The organism is Arthrobacter sp. NPDC058130, from assembly GCF_042884475.1.
Lineage (GTDB): Bacteria > Actinomycetota > Actinomycetes > Actinomycetales > Micrococcaceae > Arthrobacter.
Window position 1 is genome coordinate 772,348 of sequence record NZ_JBHVTV010000001.1, and the last position, 22,266, is coordinate 794,613.

General features: G+C 69.2%; 17 protein-coding genes and 3 pseudogenes. 9 read left to right on the forward strand and 11 right to left on the reverse strand.

The window, feature by feature from the left end:
* Positions 1–36 precede the first annotated feature (36 nt).
* Both ACFVTM_RS03630 and ACFVTM_RS03635 read right to left on the reverse strand, forming a co-directional pair.
* A complete protein-coding gene (locus ACFVTM_RS03630; protein ID WP_390202000.1) occupies positions 37–867 on the reverse strand; it encodes a DUF1684 domain-containing protein in 831 nt (276 codons plus the stop codon).
* Between the two features lie 58 nt (positions 868–925).
* Positions 926–1,564 carry a TetR/AcrR family transcriptional regulator gene (locus ACFVTM_RS03635; protein WP_390202001.1) on the reverse strand — a complete coding sequence of 213 codons (639 nt, stop codon included), beginning with the start codon at positions 1,562–1,564 and terminating at the stop codon, positions 926–928.
* Positions 1,565–1,725: 161 nt separating this feature from the next.
* Between ACFVTM_RS03635 and ACFVTM_RS03640 the strand changes: the two genes are divergently transcribed.
* The 3 genes from ACFVTM_RS03640 (at position 1,726) to ACFVTM_RS03650 (ending at position 5,804) form a co-directional block, all read left to right on the forward strand.
* Complete coding sequence (locus tag ACFVTM_RS03640) at positions 1,726–2,406, forward strand: NADPH-dependent F420 reductase (RefSeq protein ID WP_390202002.1); 681 nt, start codon at positions 1,726–1,728, stop codon at positions 2,404–2,406.
* Positions 2,407–2,568: 162 nt separating this feature from the next.
* On the forward strand, positions 2,569–5,382 hold the full coding sequence (ppc, locus tag ACFVTM_RS03645) for a phosphoenolpyruvate carboxylase (RefSeq protein ID WP_390202003.1): 2,814 nt from the start codon (positions 2,569–2,571) through the stop codon (positions 5,380–5,382).
* Between the two features lie 116 nt (positions 5,383–5,498).
* Positions 5,499–5,804 carry a hypothetical protein gene (locus ACFVTM_RS03650; protein WP_390202004.1) on the forward strand — a complete coding sequence of 102 codons (306 nt, stop codon included), beginning with the start codon at positions 5,499–5,501 and terminating at the stop codon, positions 5,802–5,804.
* A gap of 12 nt (positions 5,805–5,816) precedes the next feature.
* Here the strand turns inward: ACFVTM_RS03650 and ACFVTM_RS03655 are convergent, their stop codons facing one another.
* Both ACFVTM_RS03655 and ACFVTM_RS03660 read right to left on the reverse strand, forming a co-directional pair.
* The gene (locus ACFVTM_RS03655) at positions 5,817–6,452 is read right to left on the reverse strand and encodes a DedA family protein (protein ID WP_390202107.1); all 636 of its coding nucleotides are present in this window, start codon (positions 6,450–6,452) and stop codon (positions 5,817–5,819) included.
* A gap of 27 nt (positions 6,453–6,479) precedes the next feature.
* Complete coding sequence (locus ACFVTM_RS03660) at positions 6,480–7,502, reverse strand: RluA family pseudouridine synthase (RefSeq protein WP_390202108.1); 1,023 nt, start codon at positions 7,500–7,502, stop codon at positions 6,480–6,482.
* A 279-nt stretch (positions 7,503–7,781) separates the two neighbouring features.
* Here ACFVTM_RS03660 and ACFVTM_RS03665 point away from each other — a divergent pair, with 279 nt between their 5' ends.
* Complete coding sequence (locus ACFVTM_RS03665) at positions 7,782–8,480, forward strand: helix-turn-helix domain-containing protein (RefSeq protein ID WP_390202005.1); 699 nt, start codon at positions 7,782–7,784, stop codon at positions 8,478–8,480.
* Positions 8,473–9,165 carry an SRPBCC domain-containing protein gene (locus tag ACFVTM_RS03670; RefSeq protein WP_390202006.1) on the forward strand — a complete coding sequence of 231 codons (693 nt, stop codon included), beginning with the start codon at positions 8,473–8,475 and terminating at the stop codon, positions 9,163–9,165. The genes ACFVTM_RS03665 and ACFVTM_RS03670 overlap by 8 nt, the downstream gene beginning before the upstream one ends.
* 172 nt (positions 9,166–9,337) lie before the next feature.
* On the opposite strand, the gene ACFVTM_RS03675 is transcribed toward ACFVTM_RS03670, so the two are convergent.
* Entirely contained in the window at positions 9,338–10,828 is a 1,491-nt protein-coding gene (locus tag ACFVTM_RS03675; protein ID WP_390202007.1) for a PLP-dependent aminotransferase family protein, read from the reverse strand.
* 61 nt (positions 10,829–10,889) lie between these two features.
* Here ACFVTM_RS03675 and ACFVTM_RS03680 point away from each other — a divergent pair.
* Positions 10,890–11,516: pseudogene (locus tag ACFVTM_RS03680) on the forward strand (YitT family protein); the annotation flags it as partial.
* Between the two features lie 189 nt (positions 11,517–11,705).
* Here ACFVTM_RS03680 and ACFVTM_RS03685 read toward each other — a convergent pair.
* The 6 genes and pseudogenes from ACFVTM_RS03685 to ACFVTM_RS03710 form a co-directional block, all read right to left on the reverse strand.
* On the reverse strand, positions 11,706–12,554 hold the full coding sequence (locus tag ACFVTM_RS03685; protein ID WP_390202008.1) for a DNA-formamidopyrimidine glycosylase family protein: 849 nt from the start codon (positions 12,552–12,554) through the stop codon (positions 11,706–11,708).
* Entirely contained in the window at positions 12,547–17,697 is a 5,151-nt protein-coding gene (locus tag ACFVTM_RS03690; protein ID WP_390202009.1) for a DEAD/DEAH box helicase, read from the reverse strand. Before ACFVTM_RS03690 ends, ACFVTM_RS03685 begins: the two co-directional genes overlap by 8 nt.
* Positions 17,698–17,817: 120 nt before the next feature.
* Positions 17,818–18,435 carry a DUF4232 domain-containing protein gene (locus tag ACFVTM_RS03695; RefSeq protein WP_390202010.1) on the reverse strand — a complete coding sequence of 206 codons (618 nt, stop codon included), beginning with the start codon at positions 18,433–18,435 and terminating at the stop codon, positions 17,818–17,820.
* A 243-nt stretch (positions 18,436–18,678) separates the two neighbouring features.
* A complete protein-coding gene (locus tag ACFVTM_RS03700) occupies positions 18,679–18,924 on the reverse strand; it encodes a hypothetical protein (RefSeq protein ID WP_390202011.1) in 246 nt (81 codons plus the stop codon).
* A 169-nt stretch (positions 18,925–19,093) separates the two neighbouring features.
* Positions 19,094–19,678 (reverse strand): SRPBCC family protein, encoded by a 585-nt coding sequence (locus ACFVTM_RS03705; protein ID WP_390202012.1) that lies wholly within the window; start codon positions 19,676–19,678, stop codon positions 19,094–19,096.
* Positions 19,679–20,001: 323 nt separating this feature from the next.
* Positions 20,002–20,244: pseudogene (locus ACFVTM_RS03710) on the reverse strand (substrate-binding domain-containing protein); the annotation flags it as partial.
* 15 nt (positions 20,245–20,259) lie between these two features.
* Here ACFVTM_RS03710 and ACFVTM_RS03715 point away from each other — a divergent pair.
* The 3 genes and pseudogenes from ACFVTM_RS03715 to ACFVTM_RS03725 form a co-directional block, all read left to right on the forward strand.
* A pseudogene (locus ACFVTM_RS03715) lies at positions 20,260–20,457 on the forward strand ((4Fe-4S)-binding protein); the annotation flags it as partial.
* Between the two features lie 297 nt (positions 20,458–20,754).
* Positions 20,755–21,024 (forward strand): LUD domain-containing protein, encoded by a 270-nt coding sequence (locus tag ACFVTM_RS03720; RefSeq protein WP_390202013.1) that lies wholly within the window; start codon positions 20,755–20,757, stop codon positions 21,022–21,024.
* A 188-nt stretch (positions 21,025–21,212) separates the two neighbouring features.
* The gene (locus tag ACFVTM_RS03725) at positions 21,213–22,226 is read left to right on the forward strand and encodes a sialate O-acetylesterase (RefSeq protein ID WP_390202014.1); all 1,014 of its coding nucleotides are present in this window, start codon (positions 21,213–21,215) and stop codon (positions 22,224–22,226) included.
* The last annotated feature ends 40 nt before the right edge of the window (positions 22,227–22,266 follow it).

A 22,266-nucleotide genomic window follows, 5' to 3' on the forward strand; every position in this document is an offset into this window, starting at 1 on the left:
AGGAGCCGCTAAAAGACGCCGTCCGGAAGGGGCTGTCTAGAAGAGGCCGGGCTCCTTCTCGCCGGCCGTGATCCGGTAGTCCAGGCTGTTGTTCTTCACCGGCATGGGGCACGTGCCGTACGGGGTGAAGGCGCTGGGGTAGTTGATGGCACGGTTGAAATCCAGGACCACCGTGCCATCTGGCCTCGGCCTTGCCGTGGAGACCTTACGCCACTCATCCGTGCTCTCGCCGTTGGTCTCGTCGTGGAACGTCACCGTCAGGGCACCGAGCTTCTCCTCCTCGGCCTGCAGGTGGAACTCGTGGTCCGTGCCGGGCAGCCGGAACACCAGTTCGCCGACCGAGCGGTGGACCCCGTCCACGAGCGGGTTGGCGGTGCCGATCGGCACGTCCACGGGCTCCTGATACGGGATGAACTTCGCCTCTACCACGAGGTCCGGGCGGAAGTCGAAGGTGGGTACGCCGTCGAACTCGGTGAACGCCGGTGACTGGGAGTCCCGGGTGCGGATCGCGTACTTGTCCGCGCGCATGGCGAGCTCCACCACCACCTGGCGGCCGTCGTCGCCGCCGTATTGGACCCACATGAGTGATTCCTCGTCGGCGAGTACGGCGCTGATGGTCCCGTCCACGGGTTCGCCGTTTTCCATGAGGGTCAGGCCGTCGGCCGCGGCGGCGGTGAGGAACGCCGCCGTGCCGTCGGTGGACCAGAGCCCGGGGGCGAGCTCGACGGCGGCCGGCCGGCCCTCGAGCCACTGGAAGGAGGTCAAGGTCAGCCAGCCGTGCGCGGCCGCGAGGGCCGTGTTGCGGCTGGTCCGGAACCGCTGCCAGCGGGCAAGCTGGGCGTCGTCGGCGGGCTCAGTGCTGTTCATCGGTTTCCTCCAAGGGGTCTCAGCCCAACTAGCTGGCAGCAGGGGCCGTTTTGAGGCCTCATAACGACCCCTGCTGCGAGTCAGTTGGGGCGGGTGGGGTTCTGAGGCTGGCCGCCACGAGTTGGGCGGCTGTGGCCTTGGCGGCGCTGGCCGCGGCCGGGTCGCCGTCGAGCACCCCGCTGGCCAGGCCGCCGTCCAGGAGCAGGGCCAGGCTCCGGGCGAGCTGGTCCGGGTCCCCGGCGCCGGCGCGGGCGGCCAGGTCCCGGATCCAGGCGCGGATCTGCTGCTTGTGCGCCACGGTCCGGTCGTGGACCCTGGTGCCGGCGGCCGACTCGGCGGCCGCGTTGATGAAGGCGCAGCCGCGGTAGCCGTCCCGCCGGCAGGCGGTTGTCAGGGCATCGAACAGGCCCGCAAGCTGCGCCGCCGGGTCCTCGCCGGCGGTGCGGGCGGCGGCGTGCAGCTGCCCGGTCCAGATGCCGTCGGCCTTCTCCAGGTAGGCCAGGATGAGGTCGTCCTTGGCCGGAAAATACTTGTAGAACGTGGCCTTCGCGACGCCGGACTCGGCGATGATCGTATCGATGCCGGCCCGGAAGCCGTGAGCGTAAAAGAGCCGGAAGGCCGTGGCCAGGATCTTCTCCCTGGCTGGCCCGGCGGGGGCACGGGTGGCCGGCGGCGGGATGGCTGCTGGCAGGGTCATGGGACCATGCTACACAGACAAGTCTGTCTATGCGCGACCGCCCGGGCCGCCGGGTGCCTTGTTGCCGGCAGGCCGGTCTGATAGCTTCGTGTCCAGCGGCAGACGGAGCTGTCTACCGGCGGATTTCGGGCTGAGCCCTGGCGGGCGGAATCGAGGATGCCATGAAGATCGCGGTGATGGGAACCGGTACGGTGGGCCGCACGATTGCCGGCGCGCTCGCGGGCCTGGGGCACGACGTCGTGATCGGAACCCGCGACCCGCAGGCCACGCTCGCCCGGACCGAGCCGGACAGGATGGGTACCCCGCCGTTCGCGCAGTGGCAGGCAACGAACACCGGAATCGGCCTCGCCGCGTTTGGCGACGCGGCGGCCGGCGCGGAGCTGGTCGTCAACGCCACCCACGGCGGCGGCTCCCTGGCTGCGCTGGCCGCCGCCGGCACAGGGAACCTCTCCGGCAAAGTCATCATGGACATCGCCAACCCGCTGGACTTCTCGCAGGGCATGCCGCCGTCGCTGAACCCGGTGAACACGGACAGCCTTGGCGAGCAGATCCAGCGGGCCTTCCCGCACGCCCGGGTGGTGAAGACGCTCAACACCATGACGGCGTCGGTGATGGTGAATCCGGCGCGGGTGGCCGGCGGCGACCACTCGGTGTTCGTCTCCGGCGACGACGCCGACGCCAAGGCCGCCGTCACGGAACTGCTCAAGGGCCTCGGGCACCGCGACGTGATCGACCTCGGGGACATCACGAGTGCCCGCGGCGCGGAAATGATCCTGCCGATCTGGCTGCGGCTCTGGGGCGCGCTGGGCACCGGCGAGTTCAATTTCAAGATCGCCCGCTAACCGAACTGGCGCTGCACGGGACGTGCTGTGTTGCGTGACACTATCTGAGACGGAATTTTGGCCGGGAGTGCCTGCGGGTAACATCCCATGGGAAGAAGTAATCGGGCTCACAGTATCCAGCGCAGTGTACGAGCCAAGTCGAACCCTCGAAAGATAGTTTCCATGGCTAACACTGCAATGCATTCCGACACCGATCTTGCCACCGAACTCCGGGCTGATGTGCGCCGGGTCTCCACCCTCCTGGGCGAATCCCTGGTCCGCCAGCACGGTCCGGAACTCCTCGACCTCGTTGAGCAGGTGCGCCTGCTGACCAAGGAATCCAAGGAGGCAGCCCGCGGCGGGGCCGACGCCACTGGGCCGTGGAGCTCGTACGACGTCGTCGCCCAGGTCCGCGAGCTGCTCGGCTCCCTGCCGCTGGACCAGGCCACCGACCTGGTCCGGGCCTTCGCGTTCTACTTCCACCTGGCGAACGCCGCCGAGCAGGTCCACCGGGTCCGCGGGCTGCGCACCCGGCAGGAGAAGGACGGCTGGCTCGCCAAGGCCGTGGAGGAGATCGCGGACCAGGCCGGGAACTCCGTGCTGCAGGAAGTCGTCGACGAGCTCGACGTCCGGCCCATTTTCACCGCCCACCCCACCGAGGCCTCGCGCCGCTCCGTGCTGGATAAGATCCGCAGGCTCTCGGACATTCTTTCCGAATCCACGCAGGAGGGCACGTCCGCCCGCCGCCGCCAGGACCGCCACCTGTCCGAGGTGATCGACCAGATGTGGCAGACCGACGAGCTGCGCCAGGTCCGGCCCACGCCGGTGGACGAGGCCCGGAACGCCATCTACTACCTCACCGGCATCCTCAGCGACGCCATGCCGGAAATGCTCTCGGACCTCTCCGAGCTGCTCGCCGACCACGGCGTCACGCTGCCGCCGCAGAAGGCCCCGATCCGCTTCGGCTCCTGGATCGGCGGGGACCGGGACGGCAATCCCAACGTCACGGCCGCCGTCACCCGCGAAATCCTGCAGATCCAAAACCAGCACGCCGTCCGGATCAGCATCGGGCTGATCGATGGACTCATCTCCATCCTGTCCAACTCGACCGCGCTGGCCGGGGCAGATCAGGAACTCCTGGACTCGATCGACGTCGACCTCAAGAACCTGCCCGGTCTGGACCGCCGCGTCCTGGAGCTGAATGCGCAGGAGCCGTACCGGCTCAAGCTCACCTGCATCAAGGCCAAGCTGATCAACACCGGCAAACGGGTCGCGGCCGGGTTCGCACACGAGCCCGGCCGCGACTACACCGCCACCGCGGAGCTCCTCGCCGAGCTCGGCCTGCTGGAACGGTCGCTGCGGAACCACCACGCCGCCCTCGCCGCCGACGGCGCCCTGTCCCGGGTCCGCCGCGCCATCGCCTCCTTCGGCCTGCACCTTGCCACGCTCGACATCCGCGAGCACGCCGACCACCACCACGACGCCGTCGGGCAGCTCATGGACCGCCTTGGCGGCCCCGGCGTCCGCTACGCGGAACTCAGCCGCGCCGAGCGGCTTGAGGTGCTCGGTTCCGAACTCGCGTCCCGGCGCCCGCTCTCCGGCCACCCGATCAAGCTCGACGGGTTCGCTGACGGCACCTACGACGTCTTCCGGGAGATCCGCCGTGCCCTGCGCACCTACGGCCCCGATGTGATCGAGACGTACATCATCTCCATGACCCGCGGCGCGGACGACGTCCTGGCCGCGGCCGTGCTGGCCCGCGAGGCCGGCCTGGTCAGCATCTTCGGCGAGGCGCCCTACGCCAAGATCGGCTTCGCGCCGCTGCTGGAGACGGTGGACGAGCTGCGCGCCTCGGCCGAGATCGTGGACCAGCTGCTCTCTGACGCCTCCTACCGCGAACTGGTCCGGCTCCGCGGCGACGTGCAGGAGATCATGCTCGGCTACTCGGACTCCAACAAGGAATCCGGCGTCATGACCAGCCAGTGGGAAATCTACAAGACCCAGCGCAAGCTGCGGGACGTGGCAGCGAAGCACGGCGTCCGCGTGCGCCTGTTCCATGGCCGCGGCGGCTCCGTGGGCCGCGGCGGCGGGCCGACCTACGACGCCATCATGGCCCAGCCCAACGGCGTGCTCGAGGGCGAGATCAAGTTCACCGAGCAGGGCGAGGTCATCTCGGACAAGTACTCCCTGCCGGAGCTGGCCCGCGAAAACCTCGAGCTCTCCCTTGCCGCGGTACTGCAGGGTTCCGCGCTGCACCGCACCCCGCGCACCTCGGAGGACCAGCGCGTGCGCTACGGCGACGTCATGGAAACCGTCTCCGACGGCGCATTTGCCCGCTACCGCTCGCTGATCGAGGACCCGGACCTGCCCGCCTACTTCATGGCCTCCACCCCGGTGGAGCAGCTGGGCTCCCTGAACATCGGATCGCGTCCGTCCAAGCGGCCCGATTCCGGCGCCGGGCTTGAGGGGCTGCGGGCCATCCCGTGGGTGTTCGGCTGGACCCAGTCGCGGCAGATCGTGCCGGGCTGGTTCGGTGTGGGCTCTGGCCTCAAGGCCGCCCGCGAGGCCGGCAATTCGGCCCAGCTCAAGGAGATGATCGAAGGCTGGCACTTCTTCCGTTCGGTGCTGTCGAACGTCGAGATGACCCTGGCCAAGACGGACATGGACATTGCGGGCTACTACGTCTCCACCCTGGTTCCGGAGGAACTGCACCACCTGTTCCGCGCCATCCGGGCCGAATATGAGCTCACCGTCGAGGAAATCCAGAACCTCACCGGCGAGCACGTGATCCTCGATGCCCAGCCCACGCTGAAGCGCTCCCTGGAAATCCGGGACCAGTACCTTGACCCGATCAGCTACCTGCAGGTGGAACTGCTGCGCCGTGTCCGGGCCGAGGCCGCGGACGGCATGACCGGTGCCGAGATCGACGAGCGCCTCCAGCGCGCCATGCTGATCACCGTCAACGGAGTCGCCGCCGGGCTGCGCAACACGGGATAACCCTCCACGCCCCCGCCGGCGCTCCCTCGCCTTGTGGACCTGTTCCTTGGCGGGGGAGCGCCTTGGCTTTGGGGCGGAAAACGGGGAGGGCGGCGGCGCGCCGCTAGGGTTGTTCCATGCCGTCGTTCCAGACCAGACTCAAGATCACCGGGCTCAAGCCGGGCACCGCTCCCGAAGCTGTCATGGCCGCAGCCATCGAAGCCCTCGGGACGCGGCACCATGTTGAATCGCACCAGCTGGAGCTCGCCGGCGGCGTGCCGCAGCTGAACCTGCGTTTCCTGGTCGATGCCACCGCGTACAGCGCCGAAAACAGCCAGGCGCTGGAATCGGCAGCCATGATGCGCGACGCCGTCGAACGCGTTGCGCTCACCGGAACCCTGACCGTGCTGCGCCGCAGCCGCGGCCGCTGGGCACCTGTTTGAAAAGTCGGGCGTCTAGAAGTCCAGTTCCTCGTCCGGGTCTGCTGCGTTGGACTCCACGGGGGAGGGGCTGCCCCGGCGCCGCGTGACGATCACGCCCACGACGGCGCCGATCACCAGCCCGACGCCGACGCCGATCAGGGAGCTCGCCCAGAACGGGAGCCCGGTGGCGGAGCCCGTGAAGTAGCCCAGCGCCACGGACCAGCTGGCCCAGAGCAAGCCGCCGATCGCCGCGCAGAGACTGAACCCGCGCGTGGAGACGTTGGCAATGCCCGCCGCCGCCGTGGTCGCCAGCCGGCCGCCTGGGATGAACCGGACGCCGATAATCGCGCCGTAGGTGGAGGAGCGGCCCGCCCTCGCGATTGCCGCGTGCACGGCGGCGTGGAAGTGCAGGCCCCATTTCCAGCGGTCGAGCACGTGGCTCAGCCGCCGTTTGAAGAGTTCGAAGACGAGCAGGTCACCCAGCCATGAGGACACCGTGGCCAGGAGCACCACAAGGAACGCGTTGATGTGGCCCTCAGCCGACAGCGCGCCTCCGGTGATGACGAGCATCTCTGAGGGGACAGGCGGGAAAATGGCGTCGCCAATCACGAAGGGGAAGATCCAGAAATAGATCGCGGCGCCCCAGCTGTCCGCATTTCCGAAGTCCATGGGCACAAGGTACCGCACTTCGCGCTGCTAGCGTGCTTCGCTCAGTTCCAGTCTGCTGCGGTACTCCACCGGGCTCCCCGAGATGGGGTCCACGAAGCGGATCCCGCGGGCCAGGAGCTGTAGGGGCCTGGCGTAATTGTCCGGGGCTTTGTCCAGCAGCTCCGGGTAGAACGCATCGTTGACAATCCCCAGCCCCAGTGAGGCCATGTGCACGCGGAGCTGGTGGGTTTTTCCTGAGTGCGGTTCCAGCCGGTACAGCGCACGGCGTTGGGGTCCGCCGTCGTTTTCTACGTCGTTTTCTCCGCGGAGTCCGGCGGCCGGCTCGCTTGAGACGTCTTGGCCGGCAGCCGAACCTTCGCCCGTTCCGTCGGCCGGGTCAAATGTGCGCAGCCGCTCGATCCGGGTTTCCGCGTTGGGTTCGCCGTCAATCACCTCGGCTAGCAGATAGCTGCGGGACTTGGTCATCCGGTTCCGCACCACCACGGGGAAGTCCACGGCGGGATGGCCACGCGCCGGCTCCGCGGCGGACACGCACTCGTATTCCTTCTGGACCTGGCGCTTTTCGAAGAGTACCTGGTACTTGCCCCGTGTCTCGGGGTTGGTGGAGAGCAGCAGGATGCCGGCCGTCATGCGGTCGAGGCGGTGCATGGGGATCAGGTCCGGGAGGCCGAGCTGGTTCCGGAGCCGGACCAGCGCCGATTCCTGGATGTACGTCCCGCCGGGTGTGGTGGGCAGGAAGTGAGGCTTGTCCACGACCAGCAGGTGATCGTCCTGGTGCAGGATGCTCAGCTCCACCGGGATCCGGGTCTCCGGCGGCAGCGTGCGGTAGTACCAGATGAAGGTGTGGTCCTGCAGCGGCGTGGTGCGGTCCAGGGTGACCCCGGCCTCGCCCACGATCTCGCCGGCATCGAACCGTTCCTCGATGCCCTGGGGATCGATATGCCCCCAGCGGTGCATCATGTAGTCCAGCGCGGTCTCCCAGGGCCCCTCGTCCGGCAGGCGCAGGCGGGTCGCGTTGACGCCGTCGCGCACAGGGAGGGGGGATTGCATCACCGGACTATTCTACGTGTCCGGCCTCTCGCCCCGCCCGTCCCTGCCGCCCACGCCCTCCGCCCCGCACGCGTCCGCCCCGTGCCCGTCCCCGCCTGCCATGCCCATGCGCGGCCGCCCCCGCCCTTCTCACGCTCGAGTTCGCTGGAAGCCTGCGGGGTCGCCGTAAATTTCGTGCGGTCTCGCACGCTTCCGGCGAACTCGAGGACCGTGCCGCCCTAGCCGCCGAACAGAAAAAAGTTCTTGACAAATTAAATTGTCGGCAAGCAGACTGGAAGCATGTTGGACATCGAAGTGATCGAGGATCCGGCCGCGGCAGAGGCTTCGCTGGACCCCATCCGGACCAGGATCTTGCGTGAGCTGGCCGAGCCCGGATCCGCAACACAGCTCGCCGCGAAGGTGGGCCTGCCGCGGCAGAAGGTGAACTACCACCTCAAGGCCCTCGAGCGGCATGGGCTCGTCGAGCTCATCGAGGAGCGGCGGCGCGGCAACGTCACCGAACGCATCCTGCAGGCGACGGCGGCGTCGTACCTGATTTCGCCGGCGGCACTGGCCTCCGTGGCGCCGGATCCGCACCGGTTCTCGGACCGCTTTTCCGCGTTCTGGCTGCTGGCGCTCGCCGCCCGCATGGTCCAGGAGGTGGGACAGCTGATCGCCGGGGCGGCCTCGGCCAGGCAGAAACTCGCCACCTTCGCCATCGACGGCGAGATCACCTTCCGCTCTGCGGCGGACCGGGCAGCCTTCGCCGAGGAGCTCGGCGTCGCCGTGACCCGGCTCGTGGACAAATACCACGACGGCGGCCGTGGCGTCCCGGCGGTTTCCCCGGCGGGTTCGCCGCCGGTGGGACGTAAGCACCGGCTCGTCGTCGCGCTCCACCCGTCCTTGAAGGCGCCGGCAACCAAAGCGGCGCCCGCAAGCGAACACACTGCAAGCCCACAAGAGACAAACCCGAAAGCTAAGGAGCAGGACAATGACTGACAAGCGGAACTTCGAAATCGTCTACGACACCGAACTGCCCGGCACCCCGGAACGCGTGTGGGAGGCCGTCACCAAGGACACCCCGGCCTGGATGTTCCCCACCGACCAGTGGCCGGCGGTGCGGACCGTTGACGAATATCCCTCCCATCTCGTGTCCCGGATGGACGGTCCGGACGGCTGGTTCAACCAGTTGGAGCACGTCCTGGAACCGCTCGACGGCGACCGTGCACGGCTGCATTACGTGCACAGCGGCATCTTCGCGGACAACTGGGACGAGCAGTACGACGGCGCCAGCAAGCACACGGCGTTCTATCTGCACACCCTGGGCCAGTACCTGCAGTACTTCGACGGCAAGGCCGTGGTCTTCACGGACGTCCAGGCCCCCGCCGCCTCACAGACCCCGGACGGCTTCGACCGGCTCAAGAAGGCTTTGGGCGTCGCCGGCTCGGCCCAAGGGGACACGGTGGACCTGGAGCTCGACGGCGTCGGGCCGCTCACCGGCGAAGTGGACTTCTCCAACGAAAACTTCCTCGGGCTGCGGACCGCTGACACGATGTACCGCTTCTTCGGCCGCAACGCCTTCGGAGCGCCGGTCGGGATGACGGTCCACGACTTCAGCGGCAGCGGGAATTCCGAGGCGACGGCGAAAGCCTGGGCCGGATTCTTGGACAAGGTCTACGCCTAACCCCGCGTCGCGCATCCTGCGTCGCGCATCCTGCTTTGCGACGCGCACATGCCCTGTCGACACCCGAATTCGGGAGTCGACAGGGCATTTGCGCAGCATCGAGAGGATTGCGCAGCGCCAGAAAATACCGGCGTCACAGCGCGGGCCTGCGGGCGTGCGGCGCCATTGGGATCTAGGCGATGGCGACGGCGGGCGGACTGGTGAGGTCGCGCCGCAGCTGTGGGGACGCCTCCAGCCGGTCCTGGGCTGAGCGCAGCGCCAGCACTGCCGTCCTCAGCTGCTCCGGAGCCAGTGTGAACGGCACGCGGAGATAGTGTTCGAAGGCGCCGCCAACACCAAACCTGGGGCCGGCCGCCAGACGGATGCCGAAGTCCGGGGCGATGACCGTCATTGCCGTGCTGAGAGGGCCGGGCAGCCGGCACCAGACCGACAGTCCGCCGTCGGGCCGCTCCGCCTGCCACGTCGGCAGGTTTTCGGCGATGAGCCCCAGCAGCGCGTCCCGGTTGGTACGGAGCGAGGCGAGCCTTTCGGGAAGGGGCTCCGTGAGGTTGTTGACGAGATGGGCCGCGGCGAGCTGTTCCACAACAGGGCCGCCCAGGTCCATGGTGGTTCGGGCGGCGGCGAAGCGCTGGATGAGTGACTCGCCGGCCCGGATCCACCCGGTCCGCAACCCCGCCCAGTGCGACTTGCTCAGCGAACCGATGGACACCACGGCCGGGCCGAACGCGGCCAAGGGCGTGGAGCGCGCGCCGTCGAGGTTGAGCTCCCGCATGGTTTCGTCCACCACCAGCACAGTGCCCGACGCGGATGCCGCCCGGACCAGTTGCCGGCGTTCGGTATCCGGCATCAGCCGGCCGGTGGGGTTGTGGAAGTCGGGGACCACGTAGGCCATCGCGGGCCGCTGCTGCAGCAGCGCTGATTCCATGGCCTCGATGTCCCAGCCGGTCCTGCCGCCCTGGCGAGCCGGGGGCATGGCCACCGGGACGGGCCGGCAGCCCGCGGCACGGATTGCATCGAGGGCGTTCGGGTAGCTCGGATGTTCCACGAGTACTTTTGTCCCCGAGCGGCCTGCCAGGGTGCGGAGCACAATGTTCAGGGCATGCTGAGCGCCGGAGGTGACCAGGATCTGTCCGGCCGTTGTGGGAACCCCTGCGGCGGTGTAATGGGCCGCAATGGCTTCGCGGAGCGGGCCCACCCCCAGTGCGTCGTAACCGAAACCCGGCAGCAGTGCCGGCAGTTCGGTCAGTGCCGCGGCAAAAGCCCGGTGCACCACCTCGCCGCTGGCTGGCAGCGAGGCGTAGGCAAGGTCCAGCAGCCCGTCCGGAATGGCCAGTCCGGGCGCCCCGCTGAGTTCGGACCGGCCATCCGCGGCGGTTCCCCGCGGTCCGCGGTGCGGAATGCAGGTCCGGCCGCGGCTGCCCTGGCCGCTGCTGAGAAAACCCTGGTCCCGCAGCAGGCTGTAGGCGGCGGTCACCGTGGTGCGGCTGATGCCGAGAGTATCGGCCAGCGACCGCTCGCTGGGCAGGGCAACGTCGAGGGCGACGCGGCCGTCGAGGATGAGCAGGCGGACGACGTCGGCGAGCTCGCGGTAGGCGGGGGCGGCGCCGAGGTTCCACTCACCCAGCAGGCGAGCCAGGGAGCCCGGAGTCAAGGAGACTGACATCAGGCCAGTATTTCAGACTGGCTATGGATTGCAAGGCCAGTTTTCTTGGAGGATGGACACCATGTTGACTCGCAGACTCCTCCAGCTCCTCATTGGCCTTGCCCTGTACGGCTTTTCCCTCGCCATATTCATCCGCGCGGGGCTGGGCCTGGACCCCTGGGACGTGTTTCACCAAGGCCTTGCGATCAAGACCGGTTTGAGCATCGGCACCGTCGTGGTGATAGTCAGCTTCCTCGTGCTGCTCCTGTGGATTCCGCTCCGGCAGTGGCCCGGCGTCGGCACGCTGTGCAACGCCGTGCTCGTGGGAGTCTTCGCCGACGTCGGCCTGGCCCTCATTCCGGAGGTCACGCATCTCGGCGGGCAGATCGGCATGCTCGTGGGGGCCATCCTGCTCAACGGCATCGCCTCGGCTTGCTACATCGGCGCACGGCTGGGGCCCGGGGCGCGCGACGGCCTGATGACGGGGCTCGCCCGCCGCACCGACTGGTCGATACGAACGTCGCGGACCGGCATCGAAATCGTGGTGCTGGGCGCCGGCTGGCTGCTGGGCGGTTCGGTCGGTGTGGGCACGGTGCTCTACGCGCTGGCGATCGGGCCGCTGGTGCAGTTGCTGTTGCCGCGGTTCACCGTTCCAGAGGCGCGTCCTGCCGCCGCGCCTGCCCCTGAACTGGCTGCGGCTGAAGCGGCGGAGACTGAATTCGCTGCGCCTGAACTGGCCGCGGCTGTAGCGGCGAAGGCTGAACCGGCGGGAACCGGGCTGGCAGAACCGGCCGGGGCTGAACCGGAGGTTGCGGTTGCCGGGACGGCGGTTGCCGGGACGGCGGTGCCGGCGGCGGCATCCGGCGGCCGGACAGGCTGATCCGCCTTCGGGACGTCGTCAGCCGGCGCTCTCCGGCACGGCGTACGGCTGGCAGGTGGGGCAGTAGTAAATGTCCCGTTCCTCTATGCCGGCGTCCTTGCCGAGGACTCCGCGGCGGATAGGGGTGCCGCATTTGAGGCACGGCTGGTGCTCGCGCCGGTAGACCCAGTAGCCGGGGCGCCCGGCGGTGCGGCCCACAGGTACGCCCCGGGCGTTCAGCACAGTGGTCCGGCGGCCCGCGCCGAGATTGGCCGAGAGCAGGATCTGGGCATCGGTGATCAAGGCCGCAAGATCCTTCACCACGGAGACGGGCGACGCCGGATGGACTCCGGCGAGGAAACAGGCCTCGCAGCGGTAGATGTTTCCGATTCCCGCCAGCTTGCTCTGGTCCAGCAGGGCGATTCCGATGGGGACGTCCGGGGAGACGAGCAGCCGGCGTTCGGCCTCGGCCGCGTCCCAGTCAGGGCCCAGCAAATCCGGGCCGAGGTGCCCCACGATGGAGTCCTCCTGGTCGGTGCGGACCACCTCAAGAATGCCGAGCGAGAACCCGACGGCGTCGGCCGTGGCGGTGCGCAGCACACAGCGGGCCGTGAAGCCGGGCTTCCGCCAGCGGCCACCGGGCGGGTAGACCTGCCAGCTGCCTTCCATCTTCAGGTGTGAGTGGATGGTAAGCCGGTCCTTCGGCGTCGGGCCCTGCACGCGCATCAGCAGGTGCTTGCCGCGGGGTACCACCTCGTCCACGGTCCAGCCGCCGAGCTTCAGAGTGGCGAAACGGGGGACCCGGAAATCGGAGGACACCAGTTCCTTGCCGGCCAGTGCAGCATGCAGCTGCGCCGCGGCGCGGAAGACGGAATCGCCCTCAGGCACGGATTCTCAGTCCCTTCGGGGTGGAGTAGGCCCCGGCCTGGGCGAGCGCGGCCGCCATGGGCGTGTCCAGGATGCCGTGGCCGTTGACCTTTTCCATGATCAGCTTGTCCACCGCGCCGCGGGTTACCACCCCTACCAGCGCCGACCCGGCCGCGGACAGAACGTCGGGGTCGTCGCTGAACGCGAGCAGGGTCTTGCCGCCGCGCTCCACATAGAGCGCCAGGGCGCCGTCGACCAGCACCACCAGGGCGCCGGCCTTCCGGCCGGGGCGGTGGCCTGTGCCGGCGTCTACGTTGAGCGCGGGCCAGGGGAGTGCGGCGCCGTACGGGTTGGCGGGATCGGTCGCGGCCAGGGCCAGCGCCACGGGCTCGGCCTTGTGCAGCTGGGCGTCCTCGACGTAGGACCGCAGCCGGTCCACCGTGGCCGGCACGGCGAACTGCGCCGCACCGAGGTGCTCGATGAAGTACCCGCGCCGGCAGCGTCCGGCCTCTTCAAGGCGTGCGAGCACCTTGTACATGAGGCCGAAGCCGCCGAGGATGTTCTCCGCCATGACCGAACCGCGGGTGACCACGCCGTAGCGGTCCAGGAGGAGCTCGGCGGTGGCCCGGGCGTGGATGGTGGGATCGAGCTCGGGGGAGGGCAGCGCGGACCAGCGCCCGGCGGCAAGCGCGGGTGCGGGGGCGGTGCCGGTCAAGGAGCCGTACCGGCCGCCGGTGAGGCCCGGCGATCCCAGCAGGCCGGTACCGTGGGCCCGTCCGAGCCGGCTCAGCCTCGGCGCCCTGGCCCGCGGGGCGCGCCCCACCTGCCGGTGGGCGGTGTGGCCTCCGGCGATGAGGGCCCTGACGGGGGCAAAGGTATCGCCGGTAGCCCGGCCCGCCCAGGCGAGATCCCAGAGTGCCGTCACCACGTCCTGGTCGCTGAGCACCGAGTCCATGCCGCCGGCCACCTCGGTCAGCTGCCGGAAGAAGTAGCCGCCGCCGTTGTTCTGCAGGTGCTCCAGGAGCCGCTGCTGCGCGGCGCCGGGTTCGAAATCGATGGCAGGGTTCAGCGTCAGCTCGGCGGAATCGGCTAGGTGCAGGCTGATCCAGCCGTCGTTGCCGGGCAGCGATCCGGCACCGGACCAGAGGACTTCACCGGCGGCCATGAGTTCGTCCAGCATGGCCGGCTGGTAATTGGAGACCCGGCTGGCCAGGACCAGTGGTTCCCATGCCGAGGCCGGAATGGGCACGCCGGACAGCTGGTCGACGGCCGTGATGATCCCGTCCAGGCCGCGCAGGGAGGACTGCCCGCGGCCGCCGGGGGTCCGCACGTTCTGCCAGGCGGGAAGGAACCGGCCGTACGCGGCGGCGTCCACGGGTTCGACTTCGGCGCGGAGCGCGGCGAGCGACCGGCGGCGCAGCTTGCGGAGGACCTCGGCGTCGCACCATTCGCTCACACCGGCCAGAGGCAGAACGACGGACGCGGCCGTCGGTGCTGCCGCGTCGACGGGTCCGGCAGGGCTGCCTGCAGTATCTGCCGCCGTGCCGGCCGGCGGCGGCGCGTGCGGACGGAATTCGCCTTCCACCACGCGGCCGTCAGCGGCCAGCCGCTTCAGCGCCGTCCCGACGACGGCGACGCCGAGTCCCAGCCGAGCCGCGGCCTCGGCGGCGGTGAAGGGCCCGTGCGTGCGGGCGTAGCGCGAGACGAGGTCACCGAGCGGGTCCGCGACCGGTTCGATGAAGGCCAACGGCACGCCCATGGGCAGGGGGACGCCGAGGGCATCCCGGAGCCGGGCGGCGTCCTCGACCGCCGCAAAGCGTTCGATCCCGCCGATGTTGACCTTGATCGCCCGGTTGGCTCTCTGCAGGGCGGCGAGGTGGGCAGCTGCGTCGGCTTCGGTTGCCGGGGTTTCGACCCGCCCAACCTCCGGAACGGTCCCTGAGGTCTCTCCGTCAGGCTCGGCGGTCTCGGCCGTCCCGCCGCCGGTCTCGGTAGCCGCGGCAGGGTCCGGCGCCGGCTCCAGGCGGGCGGCAACTTCGTACGGCGAGAGCGGCCCCAGGAGGCGCAGGAGGTCCGCGACGCCTTCGAGGCCGCGCACCTGCCGGTCCCGGGCCAGACGCTGCAGTTCGCGCTCGGTGGCGTCGATGACCTTCGCATCCAGCAGTTCGCGCAGCTCCACGCGGCCCAGGAGTTCATTGAGCAGGGTGGAATCGAGGGCCAGGGCGGCGGCACGGCGCTCCGCCAGCGGCGAGTCACCCTCGTAGAGGAACTGCGCCACGTAGCCGAACAGCAAGGACTTCGCGAACGGGGAGGGCTGCTGGGTGGTGGTCTGGACGATCCTGAGCTCGCGGCGCTCCACCGAGGCGGCGATGTCCTTCAGCGCGGGAAGGTCGTAGACATCCTGCAGGCACTCGCGCACCGTCTCGAGCACAATCGGGAACGCCGGGTACTTCCGGGCAACATCCAGCAGCTGAGCCGAGCGCTGCCGCTGCTGCCACAAGGGCTGCCGTTTGCCCGGGTTCTGCCGCGGCAGCAGCAACGCGCGGGCGGCGCACTCGCGGAACCGGGAGGCGAAGAGGGCGCTGCCGCCGACCTCCGCCGTCACGATCTGCTCGAGTTCCTCCGGGTCGAACAGGAACAATTCGGCGCCCGGCGGCTCGTCTTCCATCATGGGCACCCGCAGCACGATGCCGTCGTCGGCGGCCATGGCCGAGCCGTCCATGCCGTAGCGCTGGTGCAGGCGCTGGCCCACGGCCAGCGCCCATGGCGCGTGCACGGGCAGGCCAAAGGGGCTGTGCAGCACCACGCGCCAGTCGCCGAGCTCGTCGTGGAAGCGTTCCACCACAAGAGTCGTGTCGCTGGGGACCACCTCGGTGGCGAGCCGTTGTTCGGCGAGGTACTGGATCAGGTTGTTCGCGGCGAAGTCGTCCAGTCCGCTGGCCTTGCACCGCTCGGTTGCCGGCCCGATGTCGGACGCCGCCAGTTCGCGCATGAACGCACCGAGGGCGCGGCCCAGGTCCACGGGCCGGCCGAGCGAATCGCCCTTCCAGAACGGGAGCTTGCCGGGCTGGCCGAACGCCGGCGAAACCAGGACACGGTCGTGGGTGATGTCCTCGATTTTCCAGCTGGTGGCGCCGAGGGCGAAGATGTCCCCGACCCGGGATTCGTAGACCATTTCCTCGTCGAGTTCACCCACCCGGCGCCCGCCCTTGGCCGCGGCGGCGGCCGGGCTGGCCGCCCTGCCGTCCGCACTGGCACCGCCGGACCCCGAACCGCCGGTGCCCTCGACCTCGCTGCCGATGATGTAGACGCCGAACAGCCCGCGGTCCGGAATGGTCCCGCCGGAGGTGACAGCGAGCCGCTGCGCGCCGGGCCGGCCTTCGATGGTCCCGGCGTTCCGGTCCCAGATGACCCGCGGACGCAGTTCGGCGAATTCGTCCGAGGGATAGCGTCCGGCCAGCAGGTCCAGGGTGGCCTCGAACGCGGACCGGGGGAGCGAGGCGAACGGCGCTGACCGCCGGACTGTGGCGAACCATTCCTCCACGTCGATGGCGCCCAGGGCTGTGGCGGCGACCGTCTGCTGGGCCAGGATGTCCAGCGGGTTGGCCGGTACGCTGAGCCGCTCGATCTTGCCGTCGAGCATCCGTTCCACGGTGATGGCCGTGTGGACGAGGTCTGCCCGGTGTTTCGGGAACAACACGCCTTGGGAGATTTCGCCGACTTGGTGGCCGGCGCGGCCCACCCGCTGCAGGCCGCTGGCCACCGAGGGCGGTGACTCGACCTGCACCACCAGGTCCACGGCGCCCATGTCGATGCCAAGCTCGAGGGAGGACGTGGCCACGACGCAGCGCAGCCGCCCGGATTTGAGGTCATCTTCGATCAGGGCGCGCTGGTCCTTGGATACGGAGCCGTGGTGGGCGCGGGCCAGCACGGGATCCGCGCCGGTGGTGCTGCCGGCCTGGGCCATCATATGGGCCGGCGTGGCGGTGGACGTGGGCAGTGCAGCGGCACCGCCGGACGGCACCGTGCTGGGTATGGGATTGGGTACGCCAGTCGGCGTGAGATTCGGTGCGGCCTCGAAATCCGGGGCGCCGGCGCCAAAGTCGGCCCAGCCGCCGCCGGCTGCCATGAGCTGGCGTTCGGTGTAGATCTCGTTGAGCCGGGCGGTCAGCCGTTCGGCGAGGCGGCGGGAGTTCGCGAACACGATGGTGGACTGGTTGGCCAGCACCAGGTCCACGATCTTTTCCTCCACGTGGGGCCAGATGGAGGCCTGGGGCTGGAGCCCGGAGGCGGGACCGGAATCGAAGGCCGCCGCGGCGCCCTGAAGGTCGGACATGTCCTCCACGGGGACAGAGACGGTCAGGTCCCAGTTCTTCCGTGACGGAGGGGCCACAATTTCCACCGGCGCGGACCCGGCGAGGAACTGTGCCACTAGTTCTTTGGGTTCCACGGTGGCCGACAGGCCGATACGTTGGGCGGGCTTGGGCAGCAGCGCGTCCAGCCGTTCCAGCGACACCGCAAGATGGGCCCCTCGCTTGGTGCCGGCGACGGCGTGGACTTCGTCGACAATGATCGTGTCGACCTCGCTGAGGGTTTCCCGGGCCTTGGACGTCAGCATCAGGAAGAGCGATTCCGGGGTGGTGATGAGGATGTCGGGCGGGTGGCTGAGCAGCGAGCGGCGGTCGGCCGCCGTCGTGTCCCCGGACCGGACGCCCACGGTAATGAGCGGCGCGGGCAGGTCCAGGCGTTTGGCGGTCTGCGTGATGCCGATAAGCGGGGCGCGGAGGTTGCGTTCGACGTCGACGCCGAGGGCCTTGAGCGGCGAGATGTACAGTACGCGCGTCTTCCGCTTCGCTGATTTTCCTTGCGGTGCCGTCCGGCGCCCGCCTTTGGCAGCGGTGGCAAGGCCGGGCAGGGGCTCGGGCTCGGCGGGGGCGGAAACGAGCAGCCGGTCGAGTGCCCAAAGGAATGCGGCAAGCGTCTTGCCGGAGCCGGTGGGGGCGACGACGAGGGCGTGCGCTCCGGAGGAGATGGCATTCCAGGCGCCGTTCTGGGCCGGGGTGGGCGCGGAAAAAGCGCCCAGGAACCAATCCCGGGTCGGTCGGCTGAACCGGTCCATGGCGTTGGCCGAAAGTGCGCCGCCGGCGAGCTCCTGCCCCTTCATTCCTCCATCATGCCCTACCCCACTGACACTATTAGCCGGGCACAACCACGGGGAGCGGGCGGGCACTGGCGTGCCAGGCGCTTCGTGGCGGGCGGATCTCGGGACGTCCGGGGCCCGGTGCTACTTCGGCTGGAAAGCTCCGATGGTCAGAAGGTTGATGTCGGTGTTCGTGCAGGCGTCCAGCTGCTGCGCCAGGAACAGTGAGGCGGTGTCATTGGGCGGGTAGACCCGGAATCCGGCCGCCTGCATCCGACTGCAATCAGGGTAGTTCGCAGCCTGGGTGTAGCGCAGTGTGGCGGCGCCGGCCTTGCCCGGGGCGAGCAGGACATCTACCACCGGGGTTGAGTCGTCGCGGGTGGCGGCAGCTCCGATCGGCTCGCCGTCGGCACCGGTTGTGAGTGATACGCCCGCATAGCCCTTCAACAGGCACGGTTCGGTGCCGGAGTTGGTTACGATCAGCTGCATGTAAATGCTGCCCGCCGCGCCGCCGCCGCTGGAGTCGGTTGTTGCCGTCAGGCTGTCCGCCTTGCACAGCGCGGTGCCGGCCTGGGCGGCCTGCGAGGACGCGGCGGCGGGCGAGGATTCCGTTGCCGCGCCGGAGGCCGTTGGCTCGCTCGATGCGCTGACGGACGGGGTGGGCGGGGAGGTGGCTGGCTGGGGCTGCGCAGAGCTGCCCCCGCAGCTGCTAAGGAGGAGGGCCGCCGCGGCAGCCGATGTCACAACCAGTGCGTGCTTCATTCGCTGAGACCTCATGGCTCAACCATTATGCTCGCCGTTGCCTTAGTCAACGATGCCACGGCAGCCGGGCCCGATTGATGCCCGGATTGTGATTTCCGGGCATCAGCCGAGGTCAGGTGGCTGAGGAGCCGCTGCAGCTAGTCAGTCTCGGGGCCTGAGCAGTAGTGGCAGTCATCCGGGCAGGAGTCGGCGGTGTTTGGCCGCTGGACCGTGGTTAACCGCTGAATGGTGGCTTCCCGGCGATCAGTGGTCAGCATGGCGGGCTCCTTCGGGGTCTGCGACGCTCAGTTCAAAGCCGTCAGCGACATGGAACAGCCGCCGGTGCCCGACCTTGGAAACCACCCACACGACGGCGCCGTCGGCGGTGCGGGTGTCCACGCGTCCCGCGTGTTCCAGGCGGCCGTCCCGGTGGACGTGGACGGCGTCGCCGATCTCGACGTCGTCCCACTGTGCGGGGCGGCTTGAGGGCCGGTTCTTCTGCAATGTCATGAGGATTCCTGAACGGTTACGGGCAAACGATGATGTGATCCAGCTAACCGTGGGAACCCCAGCCGCCTCAATGGTCAAGTGAATGACGCACTGCCTTCCCGTTGTGCAGGAGTCCAGACGCTAGGACTCCGGTCAACTTGGTGTGCAGCGCTAGGCGTTCAGGTGCGCCTCAGCGCCGGCCGCGGGAGAGTGGATTGCGCCCCCGCGACAGCCACGCAAAGGTGGGCGGGGGCGGCGGTGGAATGGTGGGGGTTCCCGGCCCGTTGCGCCCCGCCGTGGCCCGGCGTCGGCGCAGCTCCAAGGCGAGGCTCTCCTGGCCGCGGGCCATCGCCCAGCGGTGGTTGGCGGCGAAACCGGGCTTGAACAGCCAGCTCAGCCGGCGCAGCAGGGGCTTGGCGGCGCTGACCCGCCAGTCGTAGGTGATGACTGTTTCCGGTCCGTCCGGCTCGAAAGTCCACCGGCCGGTGCCGTTGAGATCGCCGGCCGCGGTGAGGGCGAAACCTCGGGGAGTGACCGGCTCCGTGACGGTGAGGGTCCAGCGGAGCGTATAGGGCAGCCAGCCTTTCGTGTGGAGGCGGGTGGGGCGGGGAATGCCGGGACCGGGTTCCGGCCCGCCCGCCACCGGCTCAGCGCTGAGGTAGACGGAAGGCCACCAGCGGGGCATGGCCATGGCATCGCCCAGGACGGCCGCGACTTCCTCCGGCGTCCCCGCCACGCGCCAGACGGTCCGGAATTCATAGTCTGCGCTGCCCATCGGAGCCTCCCGGCATGTTCCCCGTCCGCGGGTGAAGCCGCGGCCGGCACGGATCGATGCACGCGACCGTACTCAGCCGGGCGCCCCCGGTCAATGGGCCCGGCGGAAGCGAGCCTAGACGACGCCGTGGCCCGGGTGTGCGCCGGGGCCGCGATGCTGCTAGCGGCGCCGGGTGCTCTGCCTGGCGACGAGTTCCGGCGTGAACACCACTTGGCTGTGCACGTGGCCGGTCTCGTCGGCAATCTCGTTGAACAGGAGCTCTGCGGGTCGATGTCGTCAAAGCCGACAATGGCGATGTCCTCGGGCACCCGGAGCCCGTTGGCGGTGAAGGACTGCAATAGCCCGAGGGCCAGCTGGTCGTTGGCGGCAAACACGGCATCCGGCCGCTTGTCTGGCTGGAGATTTCCGATCAGATCGCCGATCTGGCGGCCGCGCTCGAATTTCAGGTCAGGCGTTTCGAACAGTTGAATGGGGACCCCCGCCTGTTCCGCCGCATCGGCGGCGCCCCGGTGGCGGTCCTTGACCTGCTGCAGCGTGAAAGGGCCGCCGACGAACGCCGGGCGCACCGAGCCGACGCTGAGGAGGTGGCGCTGCCCCTTGGCCGCGTGGCTGCCGGCCCGGATCGAAAAATCACCAAACTGCCGGGCATCGCCGCCGGCTGGACCCCGAGCCGGGACATCCCCGCACCGCCAGGACAGTCGTTCCGGCAATGGTGGGGCAAGGAACACCGGGCCCCGGCTGGCCCGACGGATGCAACCGGCGACGAGGAGACCCCGTGAACGCGCGCGAAGAAATACTCGACCGGATCCGCTCCGCACTCCGGGACGCCCCGGCCGTGGCCAAGGTGCCCCGCGGCTACCGGCGCTCCTCCGGACTGGGCGAGGAGGCGCTCATCGAGCTGCTGACGGACCGGCTCCTGGACTACAAGGCGAACGTCTTCGTTGAGGAAGCGGCGGCGGTGCCCCGGCGTCTCGCCACCCTGCTCGAGGGCACCGACCGCTACGCCGTCCCGCACGGCCTGGACCAGTCCCTCTTCGCGGAGGCGGACGCGCACGACGGCGGTTCCCGACCGCCGCGTGGCCGACGCGCCCGGGCAGCGGCTCAGCGTCCAGGAACTGGACGGTGTGGACGCCGTGGTGACCGGCAGCGCCGTCGCGGTGGCCGAAACCGGCACCATCATCCTCGACGCCGGCCCGGACCAGGGACGCCGGGTCATCAGCCTCGTCCCGGACCGCCACATCTGCATTATTCGGGCCGGGGACATCATCGCCATCCTGCCCGAGGCCCTCCGCCGGCTCGACGCCACCCGCCCGCAAACCTGGATCAGCGGGCCCTGGATGTGGTGATCGTTCGGGGGTAGCCGGGAGGCCGCGCGTAGCCAGGAGGCGGCCTTGAACCCGTTCGGGGGCGGGCTGGGCCCACGCCCGAACGGGGAAGCGCTGTCTCCAGCGGTGCCGTGTAGCATTGGCTGGCCCGCAAACCCGCGGGCACCAGTCCACATTGGCGGCGCAGCTATCTGGAGGCACGGTACATAGTGGCATTTGTCCGCTCCCGGCCGGTATCCATTTTTCTCCGGCTCCTACTGATCGCGGCACTCACGCTTGTGCTGGTGCCGGTGTCGCCCCCGCAAGGGCCGGCGGAGACCACTCCTCCGGCGCCGCAAGGGCCGGCCGAGCCCACTCCTTCGGCGCCAACTGGGGACGTCACGGTCCTGCATGTGTTCCTGGCCGCCGGGCAGTCGAACATGTCCGGGCGCGGCCTTCCGGCCGGCGGCGCGTATGACCCGGCCGACCCGCGCATCTTCCAGTTCGGGGCGAAGATCCGGACATTCCGCCCCGCGACGGTCCCCCTGGACATGCATGACGTGGCAACCGGGATCTCCCCGGCAACAACCTTTGCCCGCGAATACCTGAAGACCCAGCCGCCCAACGTGGGTGTGCTCATCATTCCTGCCGCCCACGGAGCCACGGCGTTCACCACAGCACAGGACAAGCTGTCGTGGTCTGTCGGCGTAGCGGTCGATCCGGAGTTCGATCTCCCGGCCCTGGCTGTTGCCCAGACTCTGCAGGGCATGGCAGCCGCGAAAGCAGCCGGCTACAGCGTGGACCTCAAAGGCGTCCTCTGGCACCAGGGCGAAAGCAACTCCGCCATATCCATGGCGGCCTACGCGGCGAAACTTGACGAACTGATCGCGTTCTTCCGCTCGCGTCTCCTTTCCCCAAAACTCCCTTTTGTTGTTGGGGGACTGGCGCCGGAAGGCATCGCAGCTACACCGGGCGCGGCCAACATCGATCGAGCCCACCGCGAAACCCCGTCCAGGGTCGCCTACACCGGCTTCGCAAAATCCATGGCCGGCGGCGTCAACCCGGGCGAGAGAATCCACTTCTCCCGCGTTGGCATCGAGTTCCTCGGGAAGTCCTATCTTTCCGCGTATCGGCAGGCGCTCCGGAACACCGCCGCCAGCCCCAGGAGTTCTCCCGCGCCGCGGGTCACCGTCTCCGCGAAGCAGTTGAAAGTCACGGGCCCGCCCGGCACGTTGTGCGCCTAATCCCTACTACCCAGACGATACTCATGCTCTTCTCAGCGGA

Bases quoted from the DNA above. Each gene is read 5' to 3' on its own strand.
- ACFVTM_RS03630 (WP_390202000.1), bottom strand. From the start codon at position 867: ATGAACAGCACTGAGCCCGCCGACGACGCCCAGCTTGCCCGCTGGCAG.
- ACFVTM_RS03635 (WP_390202001.1), bottom strand. From the start codon at position 1,564: ATGACCCTGCCAGCAGCCATCCCGCCGCCGGCCACCCGTGCCCCCGCC.
- ACFVTM_RS03640 (WP_390202002.1), top strand. From the start codon at position 1,726: ATGAAGATCGCGGTGATGGGAACCGGTACGGTGGGCCGCACGATTGCC.
- ppc (WP_390202003.1), top strand. From the start codon at position 2,569: ATGGCTAACACTGCAATGCATTCCGACACCGATCTTGCCACCGAACTC.
- ACFVTM_RS03650 (WP_390202004.1), top strand. From the start codon at position 5,499: ATGCCGTCGTTCCAGACCAGACTCAAGATCACCGGGCTCAAGCCGGGC.
- ACFVTM_RS03655 (WP_390202107.1), bottom strand. From the start codon at position 6,452: ATGGACTTCGGAAATGCGGACAGCTGGGGCGCCGCGATCTATTTCTGG.
- ACFVTM_RS03660 (WP_390202108.1), bottom strand. From the start codon at position 7,502: ATGCAATCCCCCCTCCCTGTGCGCGACGGCGTCAACGCGACCCGCCTG.
- ACFVTM_RS03665 (WP_390202005.1), top strand. From the start codon at position 7,782: ATGTTGGACATCGAAGTGATCGAGGATCCGGCCGCGGCAGAGGCTTCG.
- ACFVTM_RS03670 (WP_390202006.1), top strand. From the start codon at position 8,473: ATGACTGACAAGCGGAACTTCGAAATCGTCTACGACACCGAACTGCCC.
- ACFVTM_RS03675 (WP_390202007.1), bottom strand. From the start codon at position 10,828: ATGTCAGTCTCCTTGACTCCGGGCTCCCTGGCTCGCCTGCTGGGTGAG.
- ACFVTM_RS03690 (WP_390202009.1), bottom strand. From the start codon at position 17,697: ATGAAGGGGCAGGAGCTCGCCGGCGGCGCACTTTCGGCCAACGCCATG.
- ACFVTM_RS03695 (WP_390202010.1), bottom strand. From the start codon at position 18,435: ATGAAGCACGCACTGGTTGTGACATCGGCTGCCGCGGCGGCCCTCCTC.
- ACFVTM_RS03700 (WP_390202011.1), bottom strand. From the start codon at position 18,924: ATGACATTGCAGAAGAACCGGCCCTCAAGCCGCCCCGCACAGTGGGAC.
- ACFVTM_RS03705 (WP_390202012.1), bottom strand. From the start codon at position 19,678: ATGGGCAGCGCAGACTATGAATTCCGGACCGTCTGGCGCGTGGCGGGG.